The organism is Gilliamella sp. GillExp13, assembly GCF_001690815.1.
Classification (GTDB): Bacteria; Pseudomonadota; Gammaproteobacteria; order Enterobacterales; family Orbaceae; genus Gilliamella; species Gilliamella bombi.
On the sequence record NZ_LZHJ01000084.1, the window covers coordinates 17,915 to 34,359 of the forward strand.

Genomic DNA, 16,445 nt, shown 5'->3' on the forward strand with positions numbered 1-16,445 from the left:
TTTATTTTCCTATTAAAAGCATACCTAGTGGCTTACTGCCTTCAGGTAATTGTAGCTCTTGGCTAATAACTTCTGGTTTAATGGAGTGAATATAACGAGCGCTTAATTTTAGTGCCGACGCAACTAAATAAGCGTTTTGACTCATTGCTCCAACGGCAGTGTAACTAAAGTTAGCGATTTGTTCTGGATTTATATCGGCTAATGCACTAGCATCCGACACAAAAATCAATGAATAGGGTGCTCGCTTTGTAAAACTTTGCAAACCAATATCAGCACGAATATCTTTATTATTAATTTCTTTTAAATAATGACCTTCCCACTCATATAAAAAAGTACCCTTTTCACTGGCGAGGTAGATTCTCACATAAGGAGGTTTACCCTTAACCATCGGTATCGTCCACCCTGTTTTACCACGATTTAAACCACTTGCAGCCCATAGTACTGTCGAAAGTTCGTCATCAGAAATTTTACCAGTAGGAAAGCCACCTCCAGAAGTTGAAGATCGTTTTTTTAAACTTTCAAATAGACTCATTCCATCTTTAGTTTGAGGGGTAGGTAACGCAATATCGGCATAACAAAAAGAGTGTGAAAACAGATATACAAATAAAATAACAACTATTTTCCGTATAAACCACGGCATAACAACCTCGGATATTATCGCAATAAATTCGTCAATATCTTATTGCGAATAGAATTAATTATCAACCTCAAATAATAACAATTATCATTTAAGGTGCTATGGCACTATAATTTTTATTTATACAATATATACTTAATTTCGAATTTCAAAACTACAAATCAAACAATATCAACCGATATTTTTATTTTTTTATTCATTAAGTATATACTTAGGCAAAATTGAGTTCTGAATATATTGAGTAACAAATCTTATGCCATTATCGACATTAATTGTTTTGCCACTTTTTATTATTACAATTGTTTTTGCCTCACTCTTTAAACAGACAAAATGGCAAATGCTAAGCATAATTTTACTAACAATCTTTATTGTAATGGAGCTAACTTCTATCTATTTTAGTGGTGGCTTTATTGATTATCAGTTTTATGTAAATTTAAACATTAATGACATAATCGAAGGGCTATTTATTTTTAAATTACAAGCAGCCTTAGTTATCGTTGTCTTTTTTGCCCTTATTTTTTTGCTATCAAAACTCGCAGATTTATGCAAACGTAAATGTCATTTAGTGTTTCGTCTATTGCTAGCCTTTGTGGCAATAGTATCCATCAGTTACCATAATGGTCCATTCAGTCGATTATACGAAATCTATCAAGTTACAAGCGCACCTCGTGAGCCATTTGAGCAGGCGTTACAATCACTTAATATGACTCACTATACCAATAAAGATCAGCTTGTTAGCTATCAAGGTAAAAATATTATTGTTTTATCTTTAGAATCATTTGAACAAGGCTTTTTCGATTTTGAGGATATTACCCCTAATTTACAAAAACTTCGCCAAGATTATACCTTTTTTGCTAATATGCCCATGAGCGCTGGAAGCTCATGGACTACCGCATCAATGTACACTTATATGACCGGTATGCCCTTTCTAATTGGTGGCTACACAACATCACCACTAATGCGCGCAAACAAGACCAATCTAGTTAGCCTAGGCGATATACTTAATCAAGCAGGCTATCAAACCCGTTATGTAATGGCTAGCCCTGATTTTGCTGGTATTGGTCACACAGCAGAACTGTTTGGTATGCAAGTCATTTCTGAAAAAAATTATGTTGGTCAATATCCACCAGCACCTTTTGGGCTGTATGACAAGGACATTTTTGATGTAGCACAAAAACAAATTACTGAAATGCGCAAAACAAAAAAACCTTTTGCTTTGTTTATTTCTACTGTTTCAACTCATGCACCAAATGGTTTTGATGATGAAAGAATGAAATCGGTTATTTCACCAAAATCAGATAATATGTCTTTCGTTGCTGCTTCACTAGATCATAATTTGGGAATTTTTATCCAACATCTAAAAGACAAAGGTGTATTAGAAGATACTGTATTTTATATTTTTCCAGATCATTTAATGATGGGAGCAGGTACACCAACAATCAATCGTCTTTCAGAAAAAGAACGCAAACTTTATTTATTAACAAATGCACATACGCAAGATCTACAAAAAAACACTGAGCAGACTATTTATCAGATTGACTTACCTCGTTTAATTTTAAATGGAGCCCAAGTCAAAACTAACGCTAAATTTTTGACTGACTATTTAACTGAACCTAATTTTGATAAAAAACAGTTTATTGAACAAAATAAATCTAATATCGCAACGCTCAATAATTCGGCACAAATATTTAAATAGGCACGTAAAATGACGTTTGATACATTAATTTTTGTCTCTACAATCAGCTTTTTAGGTATGATCTCACCTGGGCCTGATTTCTTTTTGGTGTTAAAAAATAGCTTAAGCTATAACCGCAAGATGGCATTGCTCACTTGCCTAGGCGTCATCATTGCTATCTTAGTTCATATGAGCTATTGTCTTGTGGGCATTGCAGTACTTATCACCACCACTCCACTTCTTTATAACGCCTTACTCTATGCGGGTGCCACTTACTTAATATGGCTTGGCATAAAGGCACTGCTCGCTCAAAAACCGAATACCACCTATATTGGTAAGCCACAACTCACGCAGCCAATTTCAAAAAAATCAGCCTTTATGCAAGGTTTTTTATGTAATTTACTTAATCCTAAAGCAACGTTATTTTTTTTAGCTATCTTTACTCAAGTACTTAATGCTGAATCATCAACATTTGATAAACTCATCGTTGCATTTATTATTTGGATTGAAGGTGTTTTTTGGTGGCCTTTTGTCGTATTTATTTTTCAAAGGCAAAGCGTACAACGACGTTACTTTAAAATTCAATTTATAATTGATAAATTACTAGGAGGTATTTTAATTACACTAGGAATTAAAGTCGCCCTAGGTTTCTAGATTATAAAAAAGTAACTAGTAATTATTAAGGCTAAAATACATACTTTTTTGAATATTTAAACATTAATTGTTAAACTAAAACCTGTTCATCTTTTATAATCGTCTTGTCCTTAATTTCCGATTATAAATGCACTGATAACACATTTTATTCAATAGGCTAATTAAATGGATAAATTATTACAATATGGTCGAGAGCTTCTTGAATTAGAGATACACGAAGCACAAAAATTACCAAATCGACTTGGCAAAGATTTTGTTAACGCATGTCAACTTATTTTAACCACCAAAGGTAAAGTCGTTGTTTCGGGTATTGGAAAATCAGGACATATAGGGAAAAAGGTTGCCGCTTCATTAGCTAGTACAGGAAGTCCTGCTTTTTTTATGCACCTATCGGAAGCCCTGCATGGCGACTTAGGAATGATAACTCAAAACGACGTAGCCATATTAATTTCATACTCAGGTCGAGCTAAGGAATTTAATTTAATTTTACCTATTCTTACCGAAATGCGGGTTCCTGTTATTGCTATTACTGGAGGGTTGGATTCACCACTTGCTAAATCAGCCCAAGCAATTCTTGATATTTCAATTGAAAAAGAAGCTTGTCCTATGGGACTTGCGCCAACATCTAGTTCAACTAATACATTATTAATGGGGGATGCGCTAGCGATTGCAATAATGCGCGCACGAGGCTTTAAAGAAGAAGATTTTGCGCGATCTCACCCTGCTGGTAGCTTAGGTGCAAAATTACTCAATCATGTCAAAGATGTGATGCGAACAGGTGATCGTGTTCCTAAAATACCACAAACTTCAACTGTATTTGATGCCATGCTAGAATTAAGCCGTACAGGCGTAGGGCTAGTTGCAATCTGCCAAGATAATAATAAAATAGCTGGTGTATTTACCGATGGTGATCTACGTCGCTTATTATTAAAAAATGGTACATTACAAGATAACATTATGGACGTTATGACCAGCCTAGGGCATCGAATTCCTGAAAGTTGGAAGGCTGTTGAAGCACTAAAATTATTTACTGATCATAATATTACTGCCGCTCCGGTTGTTAATAACAACGATGAATTAGTAGGTGTTTTAAACATCCATGATTTGCATCAAGCTGGTATTAGCTAAAAGTATTGGTAAATACCTATTGCCAAAAGGTACTATCTATTGAGATAATTACCGACCTAAATTTTTGTCGTTAGACGGAGATCCAAGAAAAGTTACACAATGATAAAGCGAATGATCATATAAATCAAAGCAAGTTGACATTGTGTTGTATATTTTAACCAAAATTAATAGATGATGAAACAACAATGGCAGAAAAGCGAAATATCTTTCTAATTGGCCCAATGGGGGCAGGAAAAAGCACTATAGGCCGACAAATTGCACAACAGTTAGGCATGGATTTTTTTGACTCAGATCAAGAGATTGAAAAACGTACTGGGGCTGATATTGCATGGATTTTTGACCTAGAAGGAGAAGAGGGATTCCGTGCCAGAGAAGAAAAAGTCATTAACGAATTGACTGAAAAACAAGGCGTCGTTCTTGCAACTGGTGGCGGTTCTGTCTTATCTAAAGAAACTCGCAATAGATTATCCGCTCGTGGAATTGTTGTCTATCTTGAAACAACCATTGAAAAACAGATGGCAAGAACGCAAAAAGACAAACGCCGACCATTATTACAAGGTAGCAACACACCACGTGAGCTTTACGAAGAGCTAGCTGGAGAGCGCGAACCACTTTACGAAGAGATTGCTGATATTACAATTAAAACCGATGAGCAAAGCGCCAAAGGTGTTGCTAATTATATTATTGATAAAATAGAGCAAATTTAAATCGTGTATTTTAGAAATAATAGCTAATCATTAAGTAAAATCTTTTGATAGGTTAAGGAGTAAGTATGCGTGTAGATAAAGATGACCGCTATATATCAGAACAACCCAATAAGGATTCTGCGCATTCATTCAGATTACTTAGTTTTCTTCAAGATCTTCCAAAGAAAAAATTAATTATTTTTGGTTCAGCAATTATTATTCTTTTATTGCTTGGTTTGATTATTTTTAATTCTTCTCGTAAAAAAGAAGGAACACCATTAACTCCACCTGTAGTTAATGGAGTGACTTCAACAGAAGAAAACAATAATACAATCACTGATGAACAAAATAGCGTTGGAATTAGTGAAAATCAACCTAAAAGTACTGAACTGGTGACAGATACATCAAACAGTACATTAAATAAATTTAATACACAACAACAGCAACTTGAATCCTTTTCAGATACAAGTGATGGCTTAAACCTATCAATAGATGACTCAAATGGAGATTCTAAAGCAAATCATCATTCCGCGACAACATCTAACGGTAGGGCTAAAACGAATAAAAACAATACGAAAAAAAATACCCCTAACTCTGTTAATCGTAAAAATGAAAACAATGATTTAGGGAAAAATATTAAGATAAAAAATGATCATTATGTCATTCAGCTTAGTGCATCTAAATCGCTTGAAGGTCTAAAAAAATTTGTAAAACAAAACAATATAACAGATTACCATATTTATGAAACCAAACATAAATCTGGTTCATTGTTTATTTTAACAAAAGGCAATTATTCATCAGTTGATGAGGCACATAAAGCAATCAAGTCTTTGCCAAATGCACTACAGAAAGACAAGCCATGGGTTAAATCTGGTGCAATGATTAATAAAGAAAAAGTAGCAAAATAACCTAGGATATCGTTTATTTATCCGATCAACGACAAATAGGAGTATCCGTTGAAGAAGCAACGAGCCTTTTTAAAATGGGCTGGAGGAAAATATGAGCTTGTGGAGACAATTAAACGGTATCTACCAGAGGGCGATCAGCTAATAGAACCTTTTGTTGGAGCTGGTTCTGTTTTTTTAAATACTAACTATAAAAGTTATATCTTAGCGGATATTAACCATGACTTAATTTCATTATTTACATTATTAAAATCAAGTCCAGATCAATTTATCCGTGACCTTAGATTACTATTTGTTGCTCAAAATAATCACGCAGATGCGTTTTATCAACTGCGTGATGTATTTAATGGAAGTAAAGATCAGTACATCAGATCACTTTTATTTGTCTATTTAAATCGACATTGTTATAACGGCTTATGTCGTTACAACAACAATGGACTATTTAACGTACCATTTGGACGTTATAAGACAATTTATTTTCCTGAAAAAGAACTTTACTTTTTTGCAGAAAAAGCTCAGAGAGCACAATTTATTTGCGCACCTTACCACGAAGTAATGAAAAAAGCGGCAAAAAATTCAGTAATTTATTGTGATCCACCCTATATACCCCCAAATGAATCAGCTGGATTTACGGCTTATTACTCAAATATATTTGGATTTGAAGAGCACAAAAACTTGTCAGAATTAGCTGAAACTATGGCGTATAAAAAAAACATACCCGTGCTAGTGTCTAATCATTATACTGATTACACAATGAACCTTTATAATAATGCAAGCGAACTTTATAGAACAGAAATGAGACGTTCAATTAGCTGTGCTGGTAAAGGAAGAAAAAAAATTGACGAGATTTTAGCATTATACAAAAAGTCTTAGATAGCTAAATATAAGGCGAGTTATTAGAGGTAAGTTATGAAAGAATACATTATTGCTCCATCAATATTATCGGCTGATTTCGCTCGTCTTGGTGAAGATACACAAAAAGTGCTGGATGCAGGAGCTGATGTAATACATTTTGATGTCATGGACAACCATTTTGTACCTAATCTCACAATGGGAGCAATGTTTTGTAAAGCTTTACGAAACTACGGTATTAAAGCCCCTATTGATGTGCATTTGATGGTATCACCTGTTGAAGAGATAATTACCTCATTTGCCAAAGCTGGGGCAACCAATATATCTATCCATCCAGAAGCTACTATCCATTTGGATCGTTCATTACAGTTAATTAAAGATCATGGCTGCACAGCTGGTATTGTATTTAATCCAGCTACACCACTTGATTATTTAGATTATGTCATAGATAAAATTGATATTATTTTATTAATGAGTGTTAACCCAGGTTTTGGAGGTCAATCTTTTATACCTTCAACAATTAAGAAATTACAACAAGCTAAACAGCGCATTATTGAATCTGGACGCAATATTCGTTTAGAAATTGATGGCGGTGTAAAAATTGACAATATTGCCGAAATAGCTAGAGCTGGTGCCGATATGTTTGTTGCTGGTTCAGCTATATTTAGCCAACCCGATTATAAAACAGTTATTGACGCCATGCGTAAAGAATTAGCAGGAGTTGAACATGAATAAACTAGAAAATATTCAAGCAGTAGCTTTTGATTTAGATGGTACATTAGTTGACAGCGTACCAGGACTAGCATTAGCAACACAAAATATGTTAGCAGACTTGAATCTACCTACAATCAGCAACGAACAAGTCAAAAATTTTGTAGGCAATGGTATTGATATTATGCTAGAACGAGTATTCAATGCAATTGAAGTCGATCCATCAACAGAATTATTTGCCAAAGCTAAAGAGCTATTTAATCAGCACTATGATAAAGTCATCGATGCAGAAACAAAACTATTTCCCAATGTTAAAGAGACCTTAAAAGTACTTCACGATAATAATTATCCACTAGCATTAGTAACCAATAAACCGGCACAATTTTTGCCTGCTCTGCTGACTTCTTTAGGTATAAAAGAGTACTTTTCATTAGTGCTTGGTGGGGGAGATGTGATTAAATTAAAACCACACCCAGCGCCTTTATACCAAGTAATGGCTAAATTTGGATTATTCTGTGATCAGTTACTTTTTGTTGGCGATTCAAAAAATGATATTACTGCAGCCCAAAATGCTAACTGCCCAACTGCTGCATTAAGTTATGGTTATAACTATGGCATATCGATCGCCACTAGCAACCCTGATTTCTTATTTGACGATTTTAAAGATATATTAACATTATTACCTCAGCCAAAAGCTAAGGCAAAAAAATAATTAGCATAGATTAGGAATAAATATGAGCAAACCGATTGTATTTAGTGGCGCTCAGCCATCAGGAGAACTAACACTTGGCAACTACTTAGGTGCTTTAAAAAATTGGGTGGCTCTGCAAGGCGAATATGATTGCATTTATTGTATCGTCAATCAACATGCAATTACCGTGCGCCAAGATCCGAACAAATTACGTAAAGCCACATTAGACACACTCGCCCTATATTTAGCTTGTGGTATTGATCCGCAAAAAAGTACCATTTTTGTACAATCACAAGTGCCTGCGCATGCAGAACTCGGCTGGGCATTAAACTGTTACACCTATTTTGGTGAACTTAGCCGTATGACTCAATTTAAAGATAAATCATCTCGTCATTCTGAAAACATCAATGTGGGATTGTTTGATTACCCAGTACTGATGGCTGCGGATATTTTGCTCTATCAAGCAAACTTAGTGCCAGTAGGTGACGACCAAAAACAACATCTTGAACTATCACGCGACATTGCTATGCGATTTAATGCACTTTATGGTGATATATTTACTATTCCTGAACCCTTTATTTCGAAAGTGGGAGCTCGCGTCATGTCACTACAAGAACCCACTAAAAAAATGTCTAAATCAGATGAAAATCGCAATAACGTAATTGGTTTACTCGAAAATCCAAAAGATATCGAGAAAAAAATCAAACGTGCAATGACCGATTCAGATGAGCCACCTGTGGTACGTTACGATCTAAAAAATAAAGCTGGTGTTTCAAACCTACTTGACATTTTAACTGGCGTGACAGGTAAGCCTATCAGCGAACTTGAAAAAGAGTTTGAAGGCAAAATGTATGGCCACCTTAAAACCGAAGTAGCAACACAAGTCATTGATATGCTAACTACACTTCAAGCAAAGTATCGTCAGTATCGCGATGATGAAAGTTATCTAATTTCAATAATGCAAGAAGGGGCAGAAAAAGCACGCTCAAAAGCCGAACCAACTTTGAAAAAAGTTTATAATGCAATCGGTTTTGTATAATTGAAGAATTAATAACTGATTGTTACTAAAAATAAAACAGTATGCAATGGCTTTAAGATACAAGGAAAATGGGTAACAATTAAAGCCATTTAAATATACAGGTTAGTTATGAAGATTATTATTCTTGGTGCAGGACAAACAGGTAGTGCGCTTGCTGAATATCTTGTCACTGAAAAACAAAACGATGTCACGGTGATTGATGAAAATTATGATAAATTACAATCACTACAAGAACGTTTTGATTTACAGGTGATTTGCGGAAAATCATCTTACCCACAAGTTTTAGAAAGTGCAGGTGCTGAATCAGCTGATATGCTTGTTGCTGTAACTAACTCTGATGAAGTCAACATGATGGCCTGCCAAATTGGGCATGTCATGTTCAATATTCCACAAAAAGTTGCGCGCATTAGATCGCCTGAATACAATAACGAAAACTACCCTCTTTTCAATAAAGATTGTATTAATATCAATCATATCATTGCTCCAGAAAACCTTATCACCAACCATATTAGTCAATTAGTACAATATCCTGGTTCGCTACAATTTGCATCTTTTTACGACAATCGTGTCTGTTTGGTTGCCGTTACCGCTTATTATGGCGGTGCTTTAGTAGGTAGTGAGTTATCAGAACTCAAAGAACATTTACCACATGTTGAAGCTCGAGTTGTTGCTATTTACCGTAAAAATCGTTTTATCCGCCCGCTTGGTTCAACACTTATCGAAGCAGGCGATATGGTCTACTTTATAACGCCACCCGTTAATATCAAAGCAGTGACCAGTGAGTTACAACGGTTAGAAAAACCATATAAACGAATAATTATCAGCGGCGGCGGTGGTGTAGCTGTCGCTCTAGCAAAACGTTTAGAAAATGACTATCAAGTCAAATTAATTGAGCGGAATGCCGAACGAGCCGAATTAATTGCCGAGCAACTCGTTAATACAACAGTATTACATGGTGAATCATCGGACCAAGAATTGCTCTCACAAGAACAAGTTGAACTTACTGATCTATTTATCGCTGTTACCAGTGATGATGAATCCAATATCATGTCCTCTATGTTAGCCAAAAGAATGGGAGCAAAAAAAGTAATTGTACTAATTCAACGCCAAGCCTACCTTGAACTAATTAATGATAGTGTGATTGATATTGCGATTTCTCCACAACACGCCACAATATCTGAGCTATTAAGCCATGTTAGACAAACTGGGGTTGTTAAAGTTGTTTCATTAAGACAAGGGGAATCCGAAATTGTCGAAATTATTGCCAATGGTAATAGTGAAACATCAAGACTGGTTGGCAAAAATATTAATGGCTTAAAACTCCCATCGGGTGCAACCATCGGAGCTGTAGTGCGTGGAGAAGATGTTATTATCGTTAATACTGATTTAACCATTGAAGACAATGATCATCTAATCATCTTCTTACCAGATAGAAAAGCAATTACTGATATTGAAAGATTATTACAATAGCTTGTTAAAAACAGATAATCAGTTCATAATAAAAAAATTATTTTGACTCGGGGTGTTTTTTGTCTAAACAAAAAACTGAGATTTCACCCGTTGAACCTGATCTGGATTATACCAGCGTAGGGAAGTCTAAGCCATAAAAGCCTTAAATTGGCAAATTCTTCCCGACATTTATAGAACTAATAAATCAGTAAGAAAGGAAGAAATATGTCAGTAGCCAAATCATTCCAAATTACCCAAACCGCTCCTTTTATCAATCATATAAAACAAAAACGCCCACTAGTGCATTGCATTACTAATGATGTAGTCCAAAACTTTACCGCCAATGTGCTACTTGCTATTGGTGCATCTCCTGCAATGGTGATTGCCAAACAAGAAGTTGCTGAATTTGTCAGCATTGCCGATAGCTTACTGATTAATATTGGCACTATTCACAGCAACACAGCCCAAAGTATGCTATTAGCGGCCGACAAGGCACAGCAAACACAAACTCCATGGGTACTCGATCCTGTTGCTGTAGGAGCTGCACTTAATTATCGAACTGAAATTGCACATCAATTATTATCATTTAATCCCACAGTAATACGAGGTAATGCTTCAGAAATATTAGCACTAAATGGTCAAAAATCTTTCTCAAAAGGCCCCGACGGTCAAGACACAACTCAATCAGCTTTAAACGCTGCCCAAGAGTTTGCGCAAAAATATCAAACTATTGTCGCAATGACAGGCGATGTTGACTATATAACTAACGGAAACAGCACATATAGTATAACTGGTGGTGATATTGCTTTAACAAAAGTAACAGGTACAGGATGCTCATTATCTGCAATGGTAGCGGCTTTCATAGCTAATTCGCCTGACCCATTATCAGCCACTGCCTGTGCATGTTTTATGATGAAAAAAGCTGGTGAGCTAGCTAATAAACAACAAGGACTGGGAACTTTCTCGATATCACTATTAGATCAACTCTCAACATTTAATCCATCGCTTTAATAAGGAAATCAGATGAAAAAACAACTGGATTTAACCCTCTATTTAGTCCTTGATCCATTATTATGCGGCGGCATTAATGGCATGGTAAACACCACAAAAATTGCTGTTTCAAATGGTGTGACTGCAATACAGTTAAGATCCGAACGTGAGTTTAGCGGTAAAGATTGGTACTACGCTGCCTTAGCATTGAAAGAAGCATTAAGCGACACCTCTGTTCCACTATTTATTAATGATCATGTAGATATTGCTTTAGCGGTTGATGCCGATGGTGTCCATATTGGACAAAGTGATTTGCCTGTTGATGTAGCTCGACAACTTATCGGCAAAGATAAATGGTTAGGTCTTTCGGTAACTAACCAACAACAACTTGAAGCAGTTTTTTGGCAGCAGGTTAATTATATTGGCATAGGACCTATCTTCCCTACCGCAACCAAAAAAAATGCAACGGTAGCAATAGGAACTGAACAATTAACTGAATTAGTCAAACTAAAACAGTGCCCAGCTGTTGCCATTGGTGGTATTGATGAAAACAATATAACTAATATTATTCAAACGGGCATTGACGGGGTTGCTGTAGTTTCGGCTATTTGTGGCAAAAAAGATATTCAACAAGCAACATTATCGCTTATCAACAAAATCAAACAAGCTAAATAGGAAATACTATCATGACAACAATTGCATTAACCATTGCAGGATCTGATCCTAGCGGTGGTGCAGGTATTCAAGCCGATTTAAAAACTTTTTCTGCACTTGGTGCATATGGTATGTCAGTTATCACTGCCCTAACAGCACAAAGCACCCAAGGGGTTGATGCGGTATTAGCTATATCGCCCGAATTTATTGAAGCCCAATTTAATACACTTTATCAAGATATTCAAATTGATAGCGTAAAAATGGGTATGTTAATGAATAAAGAAATAGTCGCAACCGTTCACCACCTTCTTAAAACAAACCCCATTCCTACTATCGTGTTAGATACTGTAACGGTTGCTAAAGGTGGATATCCCCTTTTAAAGTCTGATGCCGTAACAGCTATTCGTGAGCTTTTATTACCCTTAGCCACAATTATTACTCCCAATCTACCAGAAGCAGCCGCGCTACTTGATTGTGATGAAGCTAAAACCGAAGATGAAATGCAAAAGCAAGGGCATGAATTACTCAAGTTAGGCTGTAAAGCGGTATTAATGAAAGGAGGACATTTGCCCAGCAATGAAAGCCCTGATTATTTAATCACTCAAAATAACACAGTTAAAATAACCACCCCACGCATTCAAACAAAAAACACCCACGGTACAGGCTGCACATTATCCGCAGCGATTGCCGCATTATTACCTAAAAACAGCTTACCAGACACGATAGCCCAAGCCAAAAATTATCTACATGGCGCAATTAGTCATGCTAACGATTTAAATATAGGGAAAGGAATTGGACCAACACACCATTTTTACCGTTGGTGGTAATCGCACAATAAACAAACTAAATGGGATTTAAGTTGTCAGCTATTGTATATAACAACCAATCCCATACCTTAACTAATGCAGATCCTTTGCTTTACTTGTGCTACAAGTAAGTATCCCTTTTTTCCCTTGTTCATTTTTAGAGTAGTCATCCCAACAACTTTTCATTGATAAATCAATTTTTTTTATTAACTCAATTCTGCTTGTACTGTAAGCACAACTAACATAATAAGGTTCAACGTCCGTATAGTGATTAACTTCCCATATTAACTCATGTTTCTTACCATCAACCGTTCCTTTTGCTGGTTTTAAAGCCCCCATTCTAGAAGGATTATCGTAATAAACAATCATGCTATGAAAAGTGCTACTCAAACTATCTTTCTCAAAAACCTCCCACCCTTCGGGCATGTTATCAACTTTTTCTTTAACGTCAATTTTTTGAGGGCACTCAATCTGATACGCATTAACAAAAAACACCGCACCAAACCAAGCCATAATAGCCACAGTAACACTCAATATTTTACCTTTCATAATATATCCTTATAACAATAGCCTAGTGCCATCAAATATAGATGTAGTTATTACACAATCCTAACAAACTCATAACCAGCCTCATTAACAGCAGTAATCGCAGCTTCTTGCGAAATAGAACTATTTTCGATATCAACCTCGTGTTTGGTTAAATCAACGGTCACTTTTGCATTTGGATCAATATCATTAATTGCTTTTGTTATTGCTTTAACACAGTGTTGACAACTCATATTATCGACTATTAATTTCATGAAAACCTCTCTATTTCTAATGCATTTTTAATAAAAAACAGGTCTATTTATAACACTAATTTTATTTGATTACATTTGATTTTTTTACAAATATGATAAAATTTACTCACTTTTTATACTTATAACAAAATATTATGATGAAAAAAATAAAATATTCTTTACTGCTAATTTGCAGTTTAATCCTTATTGGATGTTCTGAACCTAGCTCTATAGACCGTTGGATTGACAACCCTACTGTTAACGAAATAAAAGTCACTATCGATGGTAAAGAACTAACTATCCCGGCCAAATCAGGTGTTAATTATACATTTGAATACGGCAAACATACCTTATCGTATAATAATGACGACTTCAATTTTGTCGTAAAACCGGCTCAATTTGGAGAATCAGGTTTTATTAACCCAACTCAAAGCAACTATTATTTATATACACTCATCTATTCAACCTCTGAAATTAGTGATGAGGAATGCGAAAAGATCTTAAAACAAAACAGAGAAATCAATAAAATCCTAGCCATTATTGATGGTAAAGAACAAGAAATAAAAATGCCAGCAAAATTAATCAATGATATATTGATTGAAAGGAGTGATTATCATTGGAATTATTCTTATGATCAACCTTTCCCAGAAGAAATAACTCAATACCTAAGATTAAAGAAAAACCAATCTTATCAAAAACGTTTTAGAAAATTATATCGTGAAAGCGACTTTATTGAGCTCATAAAAGATGAACAAGAAGACATTAGTTTTCCTTACCAGCCTAAAAAGTTCAGCGAGATAAGCCAATATGTTATTCCTAAGATTAACTTAAATAACATCAAATGCGAAGAAGGTCGCAAATATATGGAAAGCCTGTTAAATGATTGGAATCACCTTATGACATTAAAAGGTAGTGATTTTACAAAATCATACAATAATTTAGCCTCAAATGATGCAATGACGAAAGGCTCTACTTCTGTATGCACAAAAGAAAACGACCCTGAGCAAAGTTACCGTAAAGAAATAAGGCAATTTGTTGATGCCCTCCGAAGTACTCGCGATGTTAACTTTTATGTAATTAAATAGCATTGCCTTAGTCATTTCCAAAAATAAAAAAGAGGTTGTTAAACAGCCTCTTTTAACAGGAAAAGATAATTTCAAATGGATTTTATGCACCAACAAACCATTGAACAAGCTGTTTTCCCCATTTTATCTTAAGAAAGGTACTAAAATTTTTATTCTACTATTTACATCTTGCAAAAAGATAATTATGATACGCGCCATTATTAACCGCAAAGGAGAATTGATTATGATTTATTTAACTAACCTTTGCAGGCTTATCGCAAAATAATTAAGTAATTACCTATCCAACCTTTTACTTCAATTCATTCTGCTAACTTTAGCCTGCCGATTAGCTTATACCCAATGATTAAAGACAACTTTATATTAATAAAGTAATGTTTGAAAAGAATAAATTTATTATGATCTAATCATTATTAAATATTTAGGTGTTAAGTAAAATCTTAAGTAAGCTTTCACCTTCAACATATCTTTCTTGCATATGATTTTTTCAAAACAATTGTCTTTATACATCCTCAGGGTAAACCAAAAACAATAATACTTATTAAATGGATTGATATATGGACAATTCTATACAGATATTATCTGACAAAGCATCATATATAACCTCAAAAAATACATGGATCGAAGGTTTAGCTATTGAGCAATTACTAACAACTGAAAATTTACCCAGTATGGTTAAAGTAGTTGGAATGCCAGATCTTCATCCAGGAAAAGGCTATCCTATTGGGGCGGCTTATTTAAGTCGTGAAATCATTTATCCTGCTTTAATTGGCAGCGATATTGGTTGTGGTATGGGATTTTGGCAAACAGAAATTAATATTGCCAAATTAAGCGTAGATAAACTAGAACGGCAAATCGGCAATATTGATCAACCAGATATACGGCACAAATATAATCTTGGCACAATTGGTGGTGGTAACCATTTTGCTGAATTACAAGAAGTTAGTAAAATTTTTGATGAACAGTTATTTAATCATTATCAACTTAATGCTAAAAAATTATTTTTATTAGTACATAGTGGTTCAAGAGGATTAGGACATCAAATTTTACAAAACCAGATATCATGCTTTGGTTATCAAGGTTTGCCTGAAAATAGTCCAGAAGCATTAAACTATCTAACTAAACATGACAACGCCGTGGCGTTTGCAACATTAAATCGCCAAACTGTTGCTGAAAGATTAATGAAAAATCTGAATACACAAGGGACAGAAGTGTTAAATGTGGTATGTCCACACTTTTTAGTACCAAAAAGATAAGGTCATCGATTTCTTTTGTATTCAATCGGCGACTGGTAATTTAATGTTGAATGAAGTCGATTATAATTAAACCAATCCACATAGTGATTAAATTCCAATTTAAGTTGCGCCAGTGAATCAAAAATAGTATTTGACACAAATTCTGTTTTCACTGCTTTGAATGTGCTTTCTGCAATTGCGTTATCATAGGGGCAGCCTTTGCGACTTAAGGACCGTTTAATTCCAAATGCTGTTAAACATTCATCAATCAAATGATTATCAAACTCTTTTCCTCTATCAGAATGAAACAACTCAATCGTCTGTAAGTTCATTGGAATTTGACTCATAGCTTGCATGACCAGTGCCGCTGTTTTATGCCTGCCAGCACTTCGCCCCACTATTTCTCGATTACTGATATCAACAATTACACAAAGGTAGTGCCAACGTTGTTTAACCCTTACATAGGTTAAAT

At 35.0% G+C, this 16,445-nt stretch carries 19 protein-coding genes and 1 riboswitch; of the genes, 15 read left to right on the plus strand and 4 right to left on the minus strand.

Translation table 11 applies throughout. From position 1 onward, the window contains the following. Position 1: 1 nt before the first annotated feature. A complete protein-coding gene (locus tag A9G37_RS05910) occupies positions 2-640 on the minus strand; it encodes a nitroreductase family protein (protein WP_065561321.1) in 639 nt (212 codons plus the stop codon). Between the two features lie 250 nt (positions 641-890). Here A9G37_RS05910 and A9G37_RS05915 point away from each other — a divergent pair, with 250 nt between their 5' ends. The 13 genes from A9G37_RS05915 (at position 891) to thiD (ending at position 12,898) form a co-directional block, all read left to right on the plus strand. After that, complete coding sequence (locus tag A9G37_RS05915; protein ID WP_065574910.1) at positions 891-2,333, plus strand: LTA synthase family protein; 1,443 nt, start codon at positions 891-893, stop codon at positions 2,331-2,333. 9 nt (positions 2,334-2,342) lie between these two features. After that, positions 2,343-2,966, plus strand: a complete 624-nt coding sequence (locus A9G37_RS05920; protein ID WP_065574911.1) for a LysE family transporter — start codon at positions 2,343-2,345, stop codon at positions 2,964-2,966. A gap of 165 nt (positions 2,967-3,131) precedes the next feature. Next, positions 3,132-4,094: an arabinose-5-phosphate isomerase GutQ gene (gene gutQ / locus A9G37_RS05925; protein WP_065574912.1), complete on the plus strand. Its 963-nt coding sequence runs from the start codon at positions 3,132-3,134 to the stop codon at positions 4,092-4,094. 185 nt (positions 4,095-4,279) lie between these two features. Further along, a complete protein-coding gene (gene aroK / locus A9G37_RS05930) occupies positions 4,280-4,801 on the plus strand; it encodes a shikimate kinase AroK (protein WP_034912252.1) in 522 nt (173 codons plus the stop codon). 65 nt (positions 4,802-4,866) lie between these two features. After that, positions 4,867-5,688: an SPOR domain-containing protein gene (locus tag A9G37_RS05935; protein ID WP_065574913.1), complete on the plus strand. Its 822-nt coding sequence runs from the start codon at positions 4,867-4,869 to the stop codon at positions 5,686-5,688. A gap of 48 nt (positions 5,689-5,736) precedes the next feature. Continuing rightward, complete coding sequence (locus A9G37_RS05940; RefSeq protein ID WP_034912260.1) at positions 5,737-6,558, plus strand: Dam family site-specific DNA-(adenine-N6)-methyltransferase; 822 nt, start codon at positions 5,737-5,739, stop codon at positions 6,556-6,558. A 36-nt stretch (positions 6,559-6,594) separates the two neighbouring features. After that, a complete protein-coding gene (gene rpe, locus A9G37_RS05945) occupies positions 6,595-7,272 on the plus strand; it encodes a ribulose-phosphate 3-epimerase (RefSeq protein ID WP_034912269.1) in 678 nt (225 codons plus the stop codon). Next, positions 7,265-7,960, plus strand: coding sequence for a phosphoglycolate phosphatase (locus tag A9G37_RS05950; RefSeq protein ID WP_065574914.1), 696 nt, complete (start codon positions 7,265-7,267; stop codon positions 7,958-7,960). The genes rpe and A9G37_RS05950 overlap by 8 nt, the downstream gene beginning before the upstream one ends. 22 nt (positions 7,961-7,982) lie before the next feature. Continuing rightward, positions 7,983-8,978, plus strand: coding sequence for a tryptophan--tRNA ligase (trpS, locus tag A9G37_RS05955; protein ID WP_065574915.1), 996 nt, complete (start codon positions 7,983-7,985; stop codon positions 8,976-8,978). Between the two features lie 108 nt (positions 8,979-9,086). Further along, a complete protein-coding gene (trkA, locus tag A9G37_RS05960) occupies positions 9,087-10,448 on the plus strand; it encodes a Trk system potassium transporter TrkA (RefSeq protein WP_034912283.1) in 1,362 nt (453 codons plus the stop codon). A 38-nt stretch (positions 10,449-10,486) separates the two neighbouring features. Beyond that, positions 10,487-10,588: riboswitch (TPP riboswitch) on the plus strand. Between the two features lie 64 nt (positions 10,589-10,652). Next, positions 10,653-11,438 carry a hydroxyethylthiazole kinase gene (thiM, locus tag A9G37_RS05965; protein ID WP_065574916.1) on the plus strand — a complete coding sequence of 262 codons (786 nt, stop codon included), beginning with the start codon at positions 10,653-10,655 and terminating at the stop codon, positions 11,436-11,438. A gap of 12 nt (positions 11,439-11,450) precedes the next feature. Then, entirely contained in the window at positions 11,451-12,092 is a 642-nt protein-coding gene (thiE, locus tag A9G37_RS05970) for a thiamine phosphate synthase (protein ID WP_065574917.1), read from the plus strand. Positions 12,093-12,103: 11 nt separating this feature from the next. Beyond that, a complete protein-coding gene (gene thiD, locus A9G37_RS05975) occupies positions 12,104-12,898 on the plus strand; it encodes a bifunctional hydroxymethylpyrimidine kinase/phosphomethylpyrimidine kinase (protein ID WP_065574918.1) in 795 nt (264 codons plus the stop codon). A 72-nt stretch (positions 12,899-12,970) separates the two neighbouring features. Here the strand turns inward: thiD and A9G37_RS05980 are convergent, their stop codons facing one another. Further along, on the minus strand, positions 12,971-13,426 hold the full coding sequence (locus tag A9G37_RS05980) for an STY0301 family protein (RefSeq protein ID WP_065574919.1): 456 nt from the start codon (positions 13,424-13,426) through the stop codon (positions 12,971-12,973). A gap of 50 nt (positions 13,427-13,476) precedes the next feature. Next, the gene (locus A9G37_RS05985) at positions 13,477-13,677 is read right to left on the minus strand and encodes a heavy-metal-associated domain-containing protein (protein ID WP_034912296.1); all 201 of its coding nucleotides are present in this window, start codon (positions 13,675-13,677) and stop codon (positions 13,477-13,479) included. Between the two features lie 134 nt (positions 13,678-13,811). On the opposite strand from A9G37_RS05985, the gene A9G37_RS05990 reads away from it, so the two are divergent. Further along, entirely contained in the window at positions 13,812-14,741 is a 930-nt protein-coding gene (locus A9G37_RS05990) for a hypothetical protein (RefSeq protein WP_065574920.1), read from the plus strand. 554 nt (positions 14,742-15,295) lie between these two features. Continuing rightward, the gene (locus tag A9G37_RS05995) at positions 15,296-15,994 is read left to right on the plus strand and encodes an RNA ligase RtcB family protein (protein WP_065574921.1); all 699 of its coding nucleotides are present in this window, start codon (positions 15,296-15,298) and stop codon (positions 15,992-15,994) included. Between the two features lie 2 nt (positions 15,995-15,996). Here A9G37_RS05995 and A9G37_RS06000 read toward each other — a convergent pair. Next, positions 15,997-16,445: IS3 family transposase (locus A9G37_RS06000; protein WP_141671091.1), on the minus strand; the 449-nt coding region annotated here is incomplete at its 5' end.

Bases quoted from the DNA above. Each gene is read 5' to 3' on its own strand.
- A9G37_RS05980 (WP_065574919.1), bottom strand. From the start codon at position 13,426: ATGAAAGGTAAAATATTGAGTGTTACTGTGGCTATTATGGCTTGGTTT.
- aroK (WP_034912252.1), top strand. From the start codon at position 4,280: ATGGCAGAAAAGCGAAATATCTTTCTAATTGGCCCAATGGGGGCAGGA.
- A9G37_RS05920 (WP_065574911.1), top strand. From the start codon at position 2,343: ATGACGTTTGATACATTAATTTTTGTCTCTACAATCAGCTTTTTAGGT.
- A9G37_RS05910 (WP_065561321.1), bottom strand. From the start codon at position 640: ATGCCGTGGTTTATACGGAAAATAGTTGTTATTTTATTTGTATATCTG.
- A9G37_RS05915 (WP_065574910.1), top strand. From the start codon at position 891: ATGCCATTATCGACATTAATTGTTTTGCCACTTTTTATTATTACAATT.
- rpe (WP_034912269.1), top strand. From the start codon at position 6,595: ATGAAAGAATACATTATTGCTCCATCAATATTATCGGCTGATTTCGCT.
- A9G37_RS05935 (WP_065574913.1), top strand. From the start codon at position 4,867: ATGCGTGTAGATAAAGATGACCGCTATATATCAGAACAACCCAATAAG.
- thiD (WP_065574918.1), top strand. From the start codon at position 12,104: ATGACAACAATTGCATTAACCATTGCAGGATCTGATCCTAGCGGTGGT.
- trkA (WP_034912283.1), top strand. From the start codon at position 9,087: ATGAAGATTATTATTCTTGGTGCAGGACAAACAGGTAGTGCGCTTGCT.
- gutQ (WP_065574912.1), top strand. From the start codon at position 3,132: ATGGATAAATTATTACAATATGGTCGAGAGCTTCTTGAATTAGAGATA.
- A9G37_RS05990 (WP_065574920.1), top strand. From the start codon at position 13,812: ATGATGAAAAAAATAAAATATTCTTTACTGCTAATTTGCAGTTTAATC.
- thiM (WP_065574916.1), top strand. From the start codon at position 10,653: ATGTCAGTAGCCAAATCATTCCAAATTACCCAAACCGCTCCTTTTATC.
- A9G37_RS05995 (WP_065574921.1), top strand. From the start codon at position 15,296: ATGGACAATTCTATACAGATATTATCTGACAAAGCATCATATATAACC.
- trpS (WP_065574915.1), top strand. From the start codon at position 7,983: ATGAGCAAACCGATTGTATTTAGTGGCGCTCAGCCATCAGGAGAACTA.
- thiE (WP_065574917.1), top strand. From the start codon at position 11,451: ATGAAAAAACAACTGGATTTAACCCTCTATTTAGTCCTTGATCCATTA.
- A9G37_RS05985 (WP_034912296.1), bottom strand. From the start codon at position 13,677: ATGAAATTAATAGTCGATAATATGAGTTGTCAACACTGTGTTAAAGCA.
- A9G37_RS05950 (WP_065574914.1), top strand. From the start codon at position 7,265: ATGAATAAACTAGAAAATATTCAAGCAGTAGCTTTTGATTTAGATGGT.